We start from the raw sequence: 14,374 nt of genomic DNA, 5'->3' as shown, positions 1-14,374 counted from the left end.
CCGGATGGAGGGGTTCGCAGTCATGCGCCTCAGCGTCGCCGCCGGGCCGCCGCCGCTCCGAGAGAACAACCGGCAGTCACGTCGGCAGCGTTGGCGTCGCGGTGACTGCGCCTCCTTCTCTGCAGCCGGACCGGGCGGTTGCGGCAGGCTCTCTGGCGCCGCCACCGGTCACGTGACGTTCGTGACGCGGCAGTTCACCCGAGGGAGGGCCCGCCGTGGCCGAGGAAGACATCGACGAGCGTACGTACCGCGTCGTCCTCAACGACGAGGAGCAGTACTCCGTCTGGCTCGCCGACCGCGAACTGCCGCTCGGCTGGCACGCCGAGGGCACCGAGGGCACCCGGGCCGAATGCCTGGCCCACATCGGCACCGTCTGGACCGACATGCGACCGCTCAGCCTGCGCCGGCAGATGGAGCGGGCGGCGCGCGACTAGCGTCCGGCCCGGGCCGGACGAGGAGTGTGACAGATGACGAGCCCCGACACGCGGGCCCAGGCGGACGCGCGTCCGCCGGATCCGCCGGACGCGGCCACCGCCACCGCGGTGGTCCCGCTGCATCGCAACCGCGACTTCCTGCTGCTGTGGGGCGGCTCAGCGGTCTCCCTGCTCGGCTCGACGGCGACCACGATCGCCTACCCGCTGCTGGTCCTGGCCATCACCGGCTCGCCGTTCGCCGCCGGGCTGGCCGGATTCGTGGCGTTGCTGCCCGCACTGCTCCTCCCGCTGCCGGCCGGTGCCCTGGTGGACCGCTGGCCGCGCCGGCGGTTGATGATCTGGTGCGACGCGCTGCGCGCGCTCGGCGCGGCGACCATCGCGGTCGCGTCCGCCCTCGACGTCCTGGGTCTGCCGCTGGTGCTGGCCGTGGGCTTCGCCGAGGGGGCGCTCACGGTGTTCCACGGGCTCGCCGCGCACGCGGCCGTCCCGAACGTCGTACCGCCGGTCCAGCTCTCGCTGGCCCTGTCCCGCAACGAGGCGCGGGGGCGGGCCGCCGTGATGCTCGGGACACCGCTCGGCGGTGCGCTGTTCGGTCTCGGCCGCGCCGTCCCGTTCCTGGCCGACGCGCTGACCTACCTGGTCTCGCTGACCGGACTGCTGTTCATCCGGAAGGAGTTCGAGGCCGAGCGGTCCGACCGCACCGGCGGCATGGGCGAGCAGGTCCGCGAGGGCCTGAGGTGGCTGTGGCGACAGCCCTTCCTGCGCACCAGCACCCTGCTGGTCGCCGGCAGCAACCTGATGTTCCGGGCGCTGTTCCTGGTCGCCGTCGTGCTGGCGACCGACGTCGGCACGTCCTCTACGGGGGTGGGCCTGATGGTCGGCTTCGCGGGGGCCGGGGGCGTCCTCGGCTCGCTGGCGGCACCGTGGTTCGCCCGCCGGGTCGGACTGGGCGCCCTGGTGATCGGGGCGAACTGGGCATGGGCGGTGCTGATGGCCGTGATCGCCCTCAGCCGCGACCCGTTCACGCTCGCCGCCGCCTACGCCGCGATGTGGTTCGTCGGACCGCTGTGGAACGTGGCGCTCGGCAGCTACCAACTGAGCATCACCCCGGACCGGTTGCGCGGCCGGGTGCTCGCGGCGATGAGCACGCTGTCCAACGGGGCGCTGCCGATCGGCTCGCTGCTCGGCGGTCTGCTGCTCGACTCGGCCGGCGCGCGGACCGCCGCGCTGGCCCTGGCGGGATGGATGGTGCTGATCGCCGGCGCCGCCTCGGTCGCCCGCTCCGTACGCGCCACCCCCGGCCCACCGGCGCGGTGACCCGCCGGGCCCCCGGCCCGGCCCCGGCTCCGGCCCCCCGCCGCACCCGGCCGGGCGGCGGTCGCCGCACACACCCTCGATTCAGTGCTGACAGGAGGAACCAGCGTGTTCCGCACCATGCTCGGGCCGTGCCCCGACCCGACGGGGCGAGGCCACCATGCCGGAACCTGACGACGGACCGGCCGGCGTTCTCGGCACGATCGGCGGCACCCCGCTGGTCGAACTCGCCAAGCTCGCTCCGGGGCGGCACTTCACCACCTACGCCAAGCTGGAGGCCTTCAACCCCGGCGGCAGCATGAAGGACCGTTCGGCCCTGGAGATGCTCCGCGAGCTGATTCGGAACGGCACCCTCGTGCCCGGCCGCTCGGTGGTCGTCGAGTCGAGCTCCGGCAACCTCGGCATCGGGCTCGCCCAGATCTGCGCCTACTACGGGCTCCGGTTCATCTGCGTGGTGGACCCCCGCACCAACCGGCAGAACATCGCCGTCATGCGGGCCCTCGGCGCGGAGGTCGAGGTGGTGAGCGAGTGCGACCCGGTGACCGGTGAGTACCTGCCCGTCCGGATACGCCGCATCCGCGCGCTGATCGCCCGCACCCCCGGCGCCTACTGGCCCAACCAGTACGCCAACCCGCTGAACCCCCAGGCACACCGGCAGACGATGCGCGAGATCCTGGAGGCTTCGCCGGGCGGGATCGACTACCTGTTCTGCGCGACGAGTTCGTGCGGCACACTGCGCGGCTGCGCGGAGTACGTCCGCGACCGGGGGCTGCCGGTGACCGTGGTCGCGGTGGACGCCATAGGGAGCGCCATCTTCGGCGGCGTCCCGACGTCCCGGCTGATCCCGGGGCACGGCGCGGCCGTACGGCCGGCGCTCTACCGCGACGGGCTCGCCGACGAGGTCGTCCACGTGACGGACCTCGACTGTGTGGTCGGCTGCCGACGGCTCGCCGCCCGGGAGGCGGTCCTCGCGGGCGGCTCCTCCGGGGCCCTGGTGGCGGCGGTCGACCAGATGGCCGACCGCATCCCGGCGGGCGCGCGCTGTGCGGTCGTCCTGCCCGACCGCGGGGAGCGGTACCTCGACACGATCTATGACGACGAATGGGTCGCCCGCCACTTCGGCGACGTGTCCCACCTGTGGAAGGAGAAGAAGTCGGCGATGAAGGTGGCATCATGCTGATCCTGGGATCCGGGGACGTCCACCGGGTCCTCGACGGCGCCGAGACCGAGGTCGTCGCGGCGGTACGCCGCGCGTACCGGTTGCACGACCGGGGCCGGACGGCCCTGCCGCACTCGGTCTTCCTCCGCTTTCCCGACGACCCGCGCAACCGGATCATCGGACTGCCCGCCTACCTCGGCGAGGACGAGCCGGTGGCGGGCATCAAATGGATCGCCTCCTTCCCCGGCAACACCGCGTGCGGCCTGGAGCGCGCCTCCGCCGCCGTGATCCTCAACTCCATGGTCACCGGGCAGCCGGAGGCCCTGCTGGAGGGCTCGGTGATCTCGGCGCGCCGTACCGCGGCGAGCGCCGCCCTGGCAGCGGCGGCGCTGGGCTCGTCCGTCCCCGAGACCGGTGTCTCCCTGATCGGCTGCGGCGTGATCGGCTTCGAGATCCTGGCCTACCTCCGGGCCGTCCTGCCCGACCTCGCCGCAGTCACCGTGTTCGACCTCGACCGCTCCCGGGCGGAGACCTTCGCCGACCGCTGCCGGGCCCGCTGGCCCGCGCTGAAGACCGAGGTCGCCCAGAGCGCCGAGGAGACGCTCGCCGCCCACCGGCTGGTCTGCCTGGCGACCACCGCCGCCGCCCCGCACCTGACCACCGACGCCTGCCGGCCCGGCACCCTGGTCCTGCACGTGTCGCTGCGCGACCTGACCCCGGAAAGCATCCTGTCCGTCGTCAACGTGGTCGACGACGCGGACCACGTGTGCCGCGAGTCGACCTCCCTGCACCTGGCGGAACAGCTCTGCGGCAACCGGGACTTCATCGACACCTCGATCGGTTCCGTTCTGAACCCCGAAGAGCCCTTCCGACGTCGCGAGGACCGCGTCACCGTCTTCTCCCCGTTCGGCCTGGGCACCCTCGACCTCGCCCTCGCCGACCTCGTCCGCCGCCGGGCCGAACCCCTGGGGCTGGGCACCTGGGCACCGGACTTCCTGCCGGAACCCGCCGGCGCCGCGTTCGGCTGACCGGCGACGGCCGGGCCGTCCGCCCGGCGCCGGCCGTCGTCGTCCCGTCGGGGGCGGTGCCGGGCAGCGGGCAGGAGAAGGCCGTCCACCTCAACTTGGTGATGGAGTCCGGCGAGGACGGGACTTCTACTGGTCGGCGCCTGTCGCATCTTCACGAGGACCTGCTGACGACGGATCCGAGTGGGCGGGACGGCGGCGCGGACTTGTGGCAGTAGCTCCCTGGGCCGGGACGCGGACGACCACCCGTACGGTGCACGGCTCACCGGAGTCAAGGGGCGAGTGGTCCGTACAGGCCGTGGCCGGTGCGGGTTCGCGGCCGGCATGCTCGGTGGGTGCGGACACGGACGCCGGCCGACCGCTGGAGCGTCTCGATCCGCTCTCTACGCGACCGTGAGCACGATCTTGCCCTGGACGTGCCCTCGGGCGGCGCGTTCGTGCGCTGCTCGGGCGTCCGCGAGGGCGAACGTGCTGTCGATCGCGGCGCGGACCGTGCCCGCCTCGAGCAGGCGCCCCAGTTCGGCGAGTTGCGCGCCGTTCGAGCGGACCTGGGCGCTCGAGACTGTGACGCCGAGCTTCGCCGTCTCTTCTTCGTCGAAGTCCCCGGGCAGCACGGGGAACTGGGCGCCGCCGCGCTTGAGCGTGCGCAAGAAGCGCTTGCTGTCGGGACCGCCGACGGTGTCGAGAACGAGGTCGACGTCGTGCACGAGTTCCTCGGGACGACTCTTGGTGTAGTCGATGAACCGGTCGGCGCCGAGTTCGCTCAGGAACGCTTCGTGCGCGCCGGACGCCACCGCGATGACATGTGCGCCCCTCCATTTCGCGAGCTGCAGCCCGAAGTGGCCCACGCCGCCCGCGGCGCCGTTGACGAGCACCGTCGTGCCGGCGCCGAGTGCCGTCGGGCGATGCCGTTCCTTCTGGAAGGGCGAGGGGTGATCGTGTCCGGTCTCGATCAGGAACTGCCACGCCGTCAGCCCGGCCATGGGCGCCGCAGCGGCGTGCACGTGATCGATGCCGGCCGGCTTGCGTGCGAGGTGTGACGCGGGCGCCGCCACGTACTCTGCGTACGCCCTGCCGTCGAAGCCGGGAAAGCGCAGCAGGCCGAAGACCTCGTCACCGACGGAGAAGCCCTCCGCGCCCCCGGCGACGGCCTCGACGACGCCCGAGACGTCCGTGCCCGGAATCACCGGCAGGCCGACCGTCGATTCCGTCTCCCCGGGCATCCTGGTCAGCCCGCCGCGCAGGTACCGGTCCGGCGGATTGACGCCGGCCGCGTGCACGCTGACCAGCACCTCGCCCGGCCCCGGCTCCGGAACCGGCACCTCTTCGCAGCGCAGTACCTCTGGACCGCCGTACTCATGGAGTCGGACCGCTCTCATCGTGTGTGTCGGCATCGTTCTCTCCTGCCCGCGCCACGGGATACGCTTATCCGGATCAGCGATCCACATAAATGGATCAGTGATCCGAATATATGGACCACTGATCCGGAAAGTCAAGAGGGACAGATGCGGGCCGACGCCAGGAAGAACCGCGACCACCTGCTGGCAGTAGCCGGCACCGCCCTCGCCGAGCAAGGCGTCGACGTGTCCCTGCGCGACATCGCGCGCAGGGCCGAGGTCGGGCTCGCGACGCTGCTGCGGCACTTCCCGACGCGCGAGGCGCTTCTCGAAGCCCTGCTCCACGCGAGCTTCGACGAGCTGACGGCAAGGGCGAGCGAGCTGGAGACGTCGGGTGCGCCCGAGGACGCCCTCGTTTCGTGGCTGCGCGACTGTGTCGCGTGGACCACCGAGTACCGGGGCGTGACCGTGCTGATGGCAGCCGCCATCGAGGACACCGAATCCGCTCTCCACGCTTCCTGCGTGACCCTGCGCGCGGCCGGCGCGCGGCTCCTCATCCGCGCCCAGGCCGCCGGCCTGGCTCGCAGCGAGATCGACGGCGCCGATCTGTTCGCGCTGGTGGCCATGCTCGCTTGGCTCGGTGATCAGCCCTCACTGGCGCCACGCGCCGACCGCCTCTTCGAGGTTGTCGCCGGCGCGATTTTGACGAATCCGGCAGGCACCGCTACCGGAACGCCGCCCCCGAACCCGTAGCCGGCCTCGCCGCGCACGCGGACCAGCGCACTCGACCGCCCGGCCAGCCGGAGATGACCGTGGATCAGCAGGCCTGGCGGGCGTCGGACTCCGTTGCCCGGCAGCGCACCGGCGGCGGATCCGCGACCTTGGAACCATCCCAGCGCCTGTGACGTGCAGATGTGTGGAGTGCCTGGGAGCCGTCCCGGGACGGGGAGGACACGGGAGAACAGTGTCGGCACCACCGGACGACGTCCAGGAATTCGCGGCGCGGCTCACGCGCCTGAAGGAACGCACGGATCGCAGCTACGGCCAACTGGCCCGGCGCCTCAACATGAACACCTCCACGCTGCACCGTTACTGCGCCGGTGACACGGTCCCCGTCGACTTCGCCCCCGTCGAACGCCTCGCCGCGTTGTGCGGGGCGTCACCGCAGGAGCGGCTGGAACTGCACCGGCTGTGGCTCCTGGCGGTGGCGTCACGACAGCGGGCTCGTACGGCGGGCGCGGGTGCGGGTGCCGCTTCGGGTGGGGGCGTCCCCGTCGCGGCTGTCGCTTCGGGCGGGGGCATCGGTTCGGGCGCCGTCGCGGGGGCCGGTTCCTCCGCGGCCGAGGAACCGGCCCCGGCCGCAGCACCTCCCCGTCGCCCCTGGTACCGCCGCAGACGGGTCATCGTCGCCGCAGCCGCGGCGTCCATGCTCGTCGCCACCCTCGGCAGCCTCGTCCACCTGCCGTCCGACCGCCCCACGGCGCGTGGCACCGCGCACCGCCCGACACCTTCCCGTACGAGGACGACGGCGGCGGCGGCCCACGGCCCGGCAACCGCCTCCGCGAGCCCCATGCCCTCGGCGATCCTCACCGAGAAGCCCTCGGCCACGCCCACCAAAACCCCCGCCCGTTCATCGCAGGGCAGCCCGTCGAAGCCGCCCGCCGCCGGTGTCCCCCTCACCTGGACCGCCGACTCCCAGATCTGGGAGATCGGATGCAGTCACGACTACGTCATCGCCAAGCCGCCCCAGGAGGTGCCGCCGCCCCCGGCACCGCAGGACGCCGGGGCCTGGGCGGCGACGCAGAACGCGGTGCACGGACGCAACACGCTGGTCGAGATCTCGGTGCAGGGCAAGACGTCCACGGCCGTCGTCCTGGAAGCGCTCCGCGTACGCGTCGTCGGACGCACGGCGGCCCCGCCGGAGGGCAACGTCTACGCCATGGACCAGGGCTGCGGCGCAGACATGAGCCCGCGCTACTTCGGCGTCGACCTCGACAAGGACCGGCCCATCGCCCGCCCGGTCCCCGGCAGCGACATGGGCGCACCGATCCCGGCCATGCGCCTGCCGTACCGCGTCTCCGCCACGGACCCGGAAGTCCTCCTGGTCACCGCGGAGACCGCGACCTGCGACTGCCGCTGGTACCTCGAACTGGAGTGGTCCTCACAGGGCCGTACCGGCACGGTCCGCATCGACGACCACGGCCGCCCGTTCCGCACGACCGGCATCAAGGGCCTGCCGCACTACTCGTACGCGACCTGGAAGCACGAGTGGGCGCCCCGGGCCCACTGACGTGTCCAGGGCGACCACGCCCGTCGTGGCCGACTCCGGCGCCGCGCGGGTCGCGCCGCCCCGCGGCCAGGGGCTGCGGCGCGTCCGCTACCGGCCTCGCCCTTCGAAGTCCCGTCGTACGGCGGCGCCTTCGTCCTCCGTCAGTCCCGCGCCGTCGGGCAGCGTCAGGACGGCCCCGCAGCGCCCGCACATGTCGGCGTCCCCGGCCGGGGTTCCGCAAGCCTTGCAGTACCGGTTGACCGGCTGGTCCGAATCCTGCTGCCCCATGACGCCTCCCGAGTGGTGAGCAGTGCCGGCAGTCGCGTACCCGGGGTGAGCGATCCGATGCCCGGCGGCCCCGCGCCCGCCACGCTCGCGCCTCCAGCCGGCGGTCGGCCTCGGGGGCACTGCGGCAGCAACGACGACAGGGCCCCCGAGCTGTCAGGAGGCCCTGCCCTCATGCGCCTACGGGCGGAAGATCACCCGGCCAGGAGTTCTGGTCGGCTTGCACGTGCCCGGAACGGTCGCGGGGTGGTCCCTCGGCTGAGAGCACGCACACCACCACCCTGCTCCAGGCACCGAGCACCCCCCTGCTCCGACACCGCGCACCCACGTCCGGCCCTCAGCGGGTGCGGCTGATGGCCAGGCCCGCCGCGCCGGCCGCCGCGGCCACCGCCAGGCCCAGCACGGTCGCGCCGAAACCGACGCTGGTGGCGTCGGCGAGGTATCCCGTGGCCACCGGCAGCACTCCGGCGAACAGATAGCCCCAGGCGCTCAGCGCCGCGTTCGACTCGGCCAGGCGGGCCGCCGGCACGCGGGCGTTGAGCAGCGAGAAGCCGCCGAGCTGGGCCATGCCCTGCCCGGTGCCGGCGCACACGGCGGCGGCGATCAGGGTGGTGACCGACGCGGCGCGCACGGCCAGGACCACCAGCACCATGCCGACGGCGGTGGCCGCGGTCGCGGTGGTCAGCAGCCGGCGGGTGGGCCAGCGACTGACGGCGAACTGCACCGCGGTGGAGGCGCCGAACATCACGAAGGCCGAGCCGCCCGCCACGATCCGGTTGCCGGTGCCCAGCAGCGTGGCCAGCAGGGTGGGGCCGAGGGCGAGCAGGAACGAGGTGCCGGTCATGCCCGGCATGTAGGCGGCCAGGCCGACCAGCAGGTCACGCCGGCTACCCCGGGGCACGGAGGGCGGGCGCAGCCAGGTGCCGGCGCCGGCTCTGCGGACGTTGGGCAGGGAGCGGACGACGGGCAGCACGGACAGCAGCAGTACCGCTTCGATGACGAAGACCGTGTGGGTGGGCGCGGGCAGGAGTTGGGCGCAGCAGCCGGACAGCAGCGGGCCGGCGGCCAGGCCGGCGCCCATGGCGACCGAGCCGGCGAGCGAGGCCTGCCGACGGCGGTCGGGTCCGCCGACGTCCGCCACGGCCGCCATGCCGGCGGCGACGGTGCCGCCCACCGCGAGGCCGGTGAGCAGCCGGGCGACGAGGAGGGCGGTGACGCTCTCGGCGGACGCGTAGAGCAGGCAGGCGAGCAGGGCCGACAGCACGGCCGGGAACAGGACGGTGCGCCGCCCGTAGCGGTCGGAGACGGCGCCCGCCACGGGCAGGGCGAGGAGCAGGCCGCCGATGTAGAGGGCGAAGACGACGGTCAGGGTGCCGGTGCCGAAGCCGATGCGGTCCTGCCAGATCACGAACAGCGGGGTGGGCACGTTGGAGAGCATGAAGACGGCGGTCAGCGGCCAGGCGGCGCGCCAGAGGTCGCTCTGGCGCGCCGGCCGTCGGGTGGCTGCCGCGATCGGGCCGGCCGCTCCCATCACGCGAGGCCGCGCAGCAGCGGCAGGAGTTCCTCGGCCGTGCGTTCCAGGGCTGCGCGGTAGCGGGGCTCGTGCAGGTCGGCGGTGGGAAGGCGCAGCACCAGGTGGCGGGCGCCGGCGTCGATGTAGCCGCCGAGCCATTCGGCGACCTGCTCCGCGGTGCCGCCGAAGATGCCCTGGGTGGTGCGCATGGTGGGCAGGTCCAGGCGGTAGTAGGCCCGGAAGTAGGCCTGGAGGGTGTCTTCGGCCTTCTCGAGGCTGTCGTCGACGGCGACGGACAGGTAGACGGCGGCGGTGACGTCGTCCTCGGGGCGGCCGGCGGCCTCGCGGGCCTCCTGGACGCGCAGCCAGCCCTTGGCGTAGGCGCCGGAGGTGGTGCTGGTGGGCATCCAGCCGTCGTACTGGCGGCCGGTGCGTTCCAGCATCTTCTCGCCGCCGTGGGCGATCCACACCGGCGGGCCGGAGGGCTGTTCGGTCACGGGCAGCAGTGCCACGTCCTGGAGGCTGTGGTAGCGGCCTTCGTAGGAGACGGGTTCTCCTTGGGCGTGCCACAGTGCCTGGCAGATCTCCAGGGTCTCGCGCATGCGGCCGACCCGTTCGGTGAACGGGATGCCGTAGGCCTGGAACTCGGCTTCGGCGGCGGGTGAGTTGAAGCCGGAGCCGATGCCGGTGATCAGGCGTCCGCCGCAGATGCGGTCCAGGCAAGCGAGTTCGTGGGCGAGGTGCACCGGCGGGCGCAGCGGCAGCAGGACGGCGGTGCCCAGTTCGACGCGTTCGGTGGTGGTCGCCGCGGCGGTCAGCGCGAGCAGCGGGTTCATGCGGGAGCGGGCCAGCGGGGACTCGCCGGCCCAGATCGAGTCGTAGCCCAGCTCCTCGATCCGCTGGGCGAGTTGTCCGAGGTGGCGGGGGTAGTCGCCGCGTTCGACGACGGATTCGCGTCCGGGCAGGACGACGCCGACGCGCAGGGCGGCGGGTGACTGGGGCATGGGGTTCCTCTGTATGGGGGGTGTGTCTGCGGGGGCGGGTGTGGCCTCAGCCGAAGACGGCGTCGACCAGTTCGCGGGCCTGGCGCGGGTTGAGCCGCGGGTCGCAGAGGGTCTCGTAGCGTTCGGGGACCAGGTGTTCGCCGGTGACGGGGCCGCCGACGCATTCGGTGATGTCGGCGGCGGCGGTCTCCAGGTGCAGGCCGCCGACGTGCAGTCCTTCGTCCTCCAGGGCTCGGCGGACGGTGGCCGCCTCGCAGATGGCGTCGGCGAGGTGGCGGGTCTTGAGGCCGGAGGCGGTGCGGACCGTGTTGCCGTGCAGCGGGTCGCTGAGCCAGATCACGGGGTGGCCGGCGCGGCGTACGGCGCGGGCGACGGCGGGGGTGGCCGTCTCGGCGGCGCGTACGCCCATGCGCAGGATCAGGGTGAGGCGGCCGGGCAGCCGGTGCGGGTCGAGGGCCTCGCACAGCCGCACCACGTCCTCGGGTGCGGCGGAGGGACCGATCTTGCAGCCGACGGGGTTGGCCATCGCGGCGAGCAGTTCGACGTGGCCCAGACCCGGTTGGCGGGTGCGTTCGCCGATCCAGGGGAAGTGGGTGGAGGCCAGGTAGGGTGCGCCGGTCTCCTCGTCACGGCGGACCAGGGAGCTCTCGTAGTCCATGACGAGTGCTTCGTGACTGGCCCAGGGGCCCAGTGGGCCGGTGCGGCGCAGGTCGAGTTCGTGCAGGACTCGGGCGCTGGCCCGGTAGGCGGTGAGCATGCGGTGCGGGTCGTGGCGGCGGGCGTCGGGCGTCGGCTCGGGCGCGTTGACGAGGTGCCCGCGGAAGACGGGCAGGTCCTGCCCTTCGTGCCGCTCGGTGGGACTGCTGCGCGGTTTGGCGAACTGTCCGCCCATACGGCCCACCCGCACCACCGGCCGGCCGGTGTGCAGGGTGAGCCGGTCGGCCAGTTCGTCCAGGACCTCGGCCTTGGGTGCCGTGTGCTCGGGGGTGCATTCGCGCAGGTCCTCGGCGCAGTCGCCGGTCTGCAGCAGCCGGGCGTGACCGAGGGCGACCTCGGCGAGCTGGTGGCGCAGGACCCTGACGTCGGATGCGGTGGTGAGCGCGGGGGTGGTGCGCAGTTCGCCGAGGATGTCGCTGAGGTCGGGATGGGCGCCCCAGTCGGGCTGCTGCTCGGCGGGCAGCAGTTCCCACACCGCGGGCGTGCTGTCCTCGTGCAGGGTGAGCGGCGAGGGCTCGCTCATCGGGCCCACTCCTGGCCGGGGACGAGTCCTTCGATCTCGACGAGGAGGTCGTCACGGCACACGGCGACGTTGAGGAAGGTGGGTTCGGCGTCGGGGCCGAGGGCTTCGCGGCAGCGGGCGCGGACGACGGGCAGGTCGCGTTCGTGGCGGACGTAGACCTTGACCAGCCGCAGGTCCTTGAGCTCGTGGCCGCCGTCGAGTCCTGCCGCGCTCAGGTTGGGGCCGCCGATGAGTTCGGCGATGTTGTCCAGGACGACGTCGGTCTGGGCGGCGACGTCGCCCCGGTGGACGGTCTCGTGGCCGAGGATGCTGGCCGTGCCGGAGACGTAGAGGGTGCCGCCGGGGTCGAGCAGGGTGGCGCGGGCGAAGCTGGGCGGCTTCGGGCCGTACTGCTCGGGGTAGTGGTAGGCGGGCGTCTGGCGCTGGTTCTCCACGTGCCGGGGGGTGGAGGTGCGGGCGGCGAGCAGGACGAAGGCGATGCCCTCGCCGCGGGTGCCGATGCCGGTGGCGGCGGGCATGTGCGCGGTGCCTTCGCCGTGGTGGGCGGCGAACGCCTCGGCGCGGCCGGCCACGAAGTCCTGGTATATCTCCAGTCCTTCGGCGTTGGGGCCGAGGATGTCTCCGACGAAGTTCCACATCCGGAAGATGTGGGGGTAACCGAGCTCGGTGACGAGGGAGAACGCCGCCTCGTAGGTGGTGCGGACGGTGGGCGCGTACACGGGGCGCGCGGTGATGGTGCCGCTGACGAAGAGGTGTTCGCCGTCGTGGGCGAAGTGCAGTCCGTCGCGGGTGCCGGAGACGGGCCGGGTGGTGGTGGTCCACACCTCTCGGAAGGCGTCGAAACCGGGCGAGGTCATGGGGACGGAGAGTTCGGGGTGTCCGTCGGCGTCGGCGGCGAGGCCGAAGCGGTCACCGAAGGCGACGGTGCCCAGGACGTGCCGTCCCAGGGCCGGCTGCGGGGTACCGGCCAGGGGGGCGAAGTAGGCCTGTAAGGAGGGATGCTGATTCACAGGTGTGCCTTTCGTGGGTGGGAGGGCGTGTCCGTGCGGCGCACGGGGGTGTCGTCCTCCAGGGGGTGGGCGTAGCGGCGGAAGCCGGGGACGTGCTCGGCCCGGCGCAGCGCTCCCCGGTACAGGACCATGCCGTGGACGGTGGTGCCGTCGTCGCGCCAGCACACGAGGGGAAGCCGGTGGGCGTCTCCCTCGTCGGTGACGAAGAGGGAGACGTAGCCGTCGGCCGGCAGCAGGCTCATGCCCGGCCGCCGGGAGGCTCGGCGGTGAACAGGCGGCCGTATCCGGTGATGGAGCGGGCGGCGTCGGCTGCCCCGGCCAGGTGCAGGGCGTGCCAGAACAGGACCTGGTTGGCGGTCAGGACCGCGAAGCCGAGTTCCTGTTCGAGGGCGTCGATGACGCCGACGGCGCGGATGCCGTTGCCGGCCACCAGGACGGCGTCGGGGCGGTGTTCGGCGACGGTGGAGCGGATCCACTGCGACAGTGCCTCGGGCGTGATCAGCTTCTGGTTGCTGGGCAGCCCGCAGGGGCCGTGGTGGACGACCTCGAAGCCCTGCTCGGTGAAGTAGTCGGCGCCGAGTGTGGAGAGGCGGTCGTCGAACCACGGGGGGTTGACGAGGGCGATGCGGCGGGTGTCGAGGGCGGTGAAGCCGGCGACGGCCGCGGCGGTGGTGCCGGTGAGCGGCAGGCCGCGGGTGTACTGGGCGAGCCGGTCGAACAGCTTCTTCTCGCCGTCGGCTCCCAGGACGTAGGCGGAGCTGGTGAAGCCGAGTGCGATCGCGTCGAGGGGGGATGCGGCGAGCAGTTCGACGGCGTGGTCGATGTGCGGGGGCTCCACGAAGGCGCGGACCGGGTCGTGAGGGATCTTGGGATCCATCTCGCCGCCGGCGCGCATGGCGCCGAAGTGGACGCGCGAGCCGTGGACGAACACGTCGTCGGGGGCGATCGCCTGGAACTCCGATTCGGGGCCGACGTCCGCGTGCGGGACCACCACGCCGATGCGGGCCCGTGCCTCCCAGCCGTCCTTCTGCGCTCGGATGCTGCTCATCTGGCTGTCTCCTTCGTGTGACTCGGGTGGGCCGGTCGTCGCCGGGGTCAGGTGGTGGCCTCGGCGGCCAGGGACCCGCCGCGGACGGTGCCGGTGCCCTCGGCGTCGAGGAAGTCGGGGTGCTTGCGGCGCATGTTCGTCATGACGAACTCGTAGGGGACGTCGTCGAAGCCGCCGTGGTCGGTGATGAACTCCATGTTCCGTCGGCCCTCGTCGTCGAAGGGGTGGTGCAGGCTGTCGGTGGTGCCGTCGAAGTCCAGCGGCTTCATCCCGTACAGCCGGCACAGGATCTTGTTGAAGACGGGGGTGGCCTTGACCCAGGCGCCGTCCAGGTGGACGGAGTTGAGGCCGTGGAAGAAGATGTCGCCGCCGATGTGGGCGCGCAGCCGGTCGGAGGCGAGGTGGTTGCGCACGTCGCCGTAGTGGACGCGGGCGGGGATGCCCACGGCGCGGCAGGCCGCCGCGTACAGGGCGGACTTGTGCAGGCAGAAGCCCTTGCGGGTGGCGGCGGTGTGGCTGGCCTTGAGGCCCTGGGGGGACAGGTCGGCGCCGTAGACCTCGTAGAAGACCTCGTCGCGGACGGCGTAGTAGAGCTCGACGGCCAGCCGGCGCTTGTCGGCGGCGCGGTCGGTGACCGCCTCGTCGATGAAGCCCTGGACGGCGTCGGTGTCGTAGTCGAGGAAGTCGGTGGGCGCGGTGAGCCGCCGCAGGTCCTCGGGACTGAGTGCGTTCATGG

General features: G+C 72.8%; 15 protein-coding genes. 6 read left to right on the top strand and 9 right to left on the bottom strand.

Annotated elements, in window-relative coordinates:
• Positions 1–215: 215 nt before the first annotated feature.
• The 4 genes from D9753_RS34490 (at position 216) to sbnB (ending at position 3,935) form a co-directional block, all read left to right on the top strand.
• Entirely contained in the window at positions 216–434 is a 219-nt protein-coding gene (locus D9753_RS34490) for an MbtH family protein (RefSeq protein WP_121790575.1), read from the top strand.
• A gap of 33 nt (positions 435–467) precedes the next feature.
• The gene (locus D9753_RS34485) at positions 468–1,751 is read left to right on the top strand and encodes an MFS transporter (protein ID WP_121790574.1); all 1,284 of its coding nucleotides are present in this window, start codon (positions 468–470) and stop codon (positions 1,749–1,751) included.
• Between the two features lie 157 nt (positions 1,752–1,908).
• Positions 1,909–2,928 carry a 2,3-diaminopropionate biosynthesis protein SbnA gene (gene sbnA / locus D9753_RS34480; RefSeq protein ID WP_121790573.1) on the top strand — a complete coding sequence of 340 codons (1,020 nt, stop codon included), beginning with the start codon at positions 1,909–1,911 and terminating at the stop codon, positions 2,926–2,928.
• Positions 2,922–3,935, top strand: coding sequence for a 2,3-diaminopropionate biosynthesis protein SbnB (sbnB, locus tag D9753_RS34475; RefSeq protein ID WP_121790572.1), 1,014 nt, complete (start codon positions 2,922–2,924; stop codon positions 3,933–3,935). Before sbnA ends, sbnB begins: the two co-directional genes overlap by 7 nt.
• Before the next feature lie 380 nt (positions 3,936–4,315).
• Here the strand turns inward: sbnB and D9753_RS34470 are convergent, their stop codons facing one another.
• The gene (locus D9753_RS34470) at positions 4,316–5,326 is read right to left on the bottom strand and encodes an NADP-dependent oxidoreductase (protein ID WP_121790571.1); all 1,011 of its coding nucleotides are present in this window, start codon (positions 5,324–5,326) and stop codon (positions 4,316–4,318) included.
• A 111-nt stretch (positions 5,327–5,437) separates the two neighbouring features.
• Here D9753_RS34470 and D9753_RS34465 point away from each other — a divergent pair, with 111 nt between their 5' ends.
• Positions 5,438–6,022, top strand: coding sequence for a TetR/AcrR family transcriptional regulator (locus tag D9753_RS34465; protein ID WP_121790570.1), 585 nt, complete (start codon positions 5,438–5,440; stop codon positions 6,020–6,022).
• Between the two features lie 211 nt (positions 6,023–6,233).
• Positions 6,234–7,559, top strand: a complete 1,326-nt coding sequence (locus D9753_RS34460) for a helix-turn-helix domain-containing protein (protein ID WP_121790569.1) — start codon at positions 6,234–6,236, stop codon at positions 7,557–7,559.
• 87 nt (positions 7,560–7,646) lie between these two features.
• Here the strand turns inward: D9753_RS34460 and D9753_RS34455 are convergent, their stop codons facing one another.
• The 8 genes from D9753_RS34455 to D9753_RS34420 form a co-directional block, all read right to left on the bottom strand.
• Positions 7,647–7,826 carry a hypothetical protein gene (locus tag D9753_RS34455; protein WP_121790568.1) on the bottom strand — a complete coding sequence of 60 codons (180 nt, stop codon included), beginning with the start codon at positions 7,824–7,826 and terminating at the stop codon, positions 7,647–7,649.
• A 334-nt stretch (positions 7,827–8,160) separates the two neighbouring features.
• On the bottom strand, positions 8,161–9,354 hold the full coding sequence (locus D9753_RS34450) for an MFS transporter (protein WP_121790567.1): 1,194 nt from the start codon (positions 9,352–9,354) through the stop codon (positions 8,161–8,163).
• Positions 9,354–10,340, bottom strand: coding sequence for an LLM class flavin-dependent oxidoreductase (locus D9753_RS34445; RefSeq protein WP_121790566.1), 987 nt, complete (start codon positions 10,338–10,340; stop codon positions 9,354–9,356). The genes D9753_RS34450 and D9753_RS34445 overlap by 1 nt, the downstream gene beginning before the upstream one ends.
• A gap of 46 nt (positions 10,341–10,386) precedes the next feature.
• Positions 10,387–11,580 carry a 3-deoxy-7-phosphoheptulonate synthase gene (locus D9753_RS34440; protein WP_121790565.1) on the bottom strand — a complete coding sequence of 398 codons (1,194 nt, stop codon included), beginning with the start codon at positions 11,578–11,580 and terminating at the stop codon, positions 10,387–10,389.
• Positions 11,577–12,590 (bottom strand): FkbO/Hyg5 family chorismatase, encoded by a 1,014-nt coding sequence (locus D9753_RS34435; protein ID WP_205614335.1) that lies wholly within the window; start codon positions 12,588–12,590, stop codon positions 11,577–11,579. The genes D9753_RS34440 and D9753_RS34435 overlap by 4 nt, the downstream gene beginning before the upstream one ends.
• Entirely contained in the window at positions 12,587–12,832 is a 246-nt protein-coding gene (locus D9753_RS34430; RefSeq protein WP_121790564.1) for a DUF6253 family protein, read from the bottom strand. The genes D9753_RS34435 and D9753_RS34430 overlap by 4 nt, the downstream gene beginning before the upstream one ends.
• Positions 12,829–13,638, bottom strand: a complete 810-nt coding sequence (locus D9753_RS34425) for a maleate cis-trans isomerase family protein (protein WP_121790563.1) — start codon at positions 13,636–13,638, stop codon at positions 12,829–12,831. The genes D9753_RS34430 and D9753_RS34425 overlap by 4 nt, the downstream gene beginning before the upstream one ends.
• A 47-nt stretch (positions 13,639–13,685) precedes the next feature.
• Positions 13,686–14,372: a transglutaminase-like domain-containing protein gene (locus D9753_RS34420; protein ID WP_121790562.1), complete on the bottom strand. Its 687-nt coding sequence runs from the start codon at positions 14,370–14,372 to the stop codon at positions 13,686–13,688.
• Positions 14,373–14,374: the final 2 nt, after the last annotated feature.

Origin of the sequence: Streptomyces dangxiongensis (assembly GCF_003675325.1) — a bacterium.
GTDB lineage: Bacteria > Actinomycetota > Actinomycetes > Streptomycetales > Streptomycetaceae > Streptomyces > Streptomyces dangxiongensis.
Note: the sequence above shows the minus strand (reverse complement) of the source record. Positions and strands in the feature narration are given on the sequence as shown.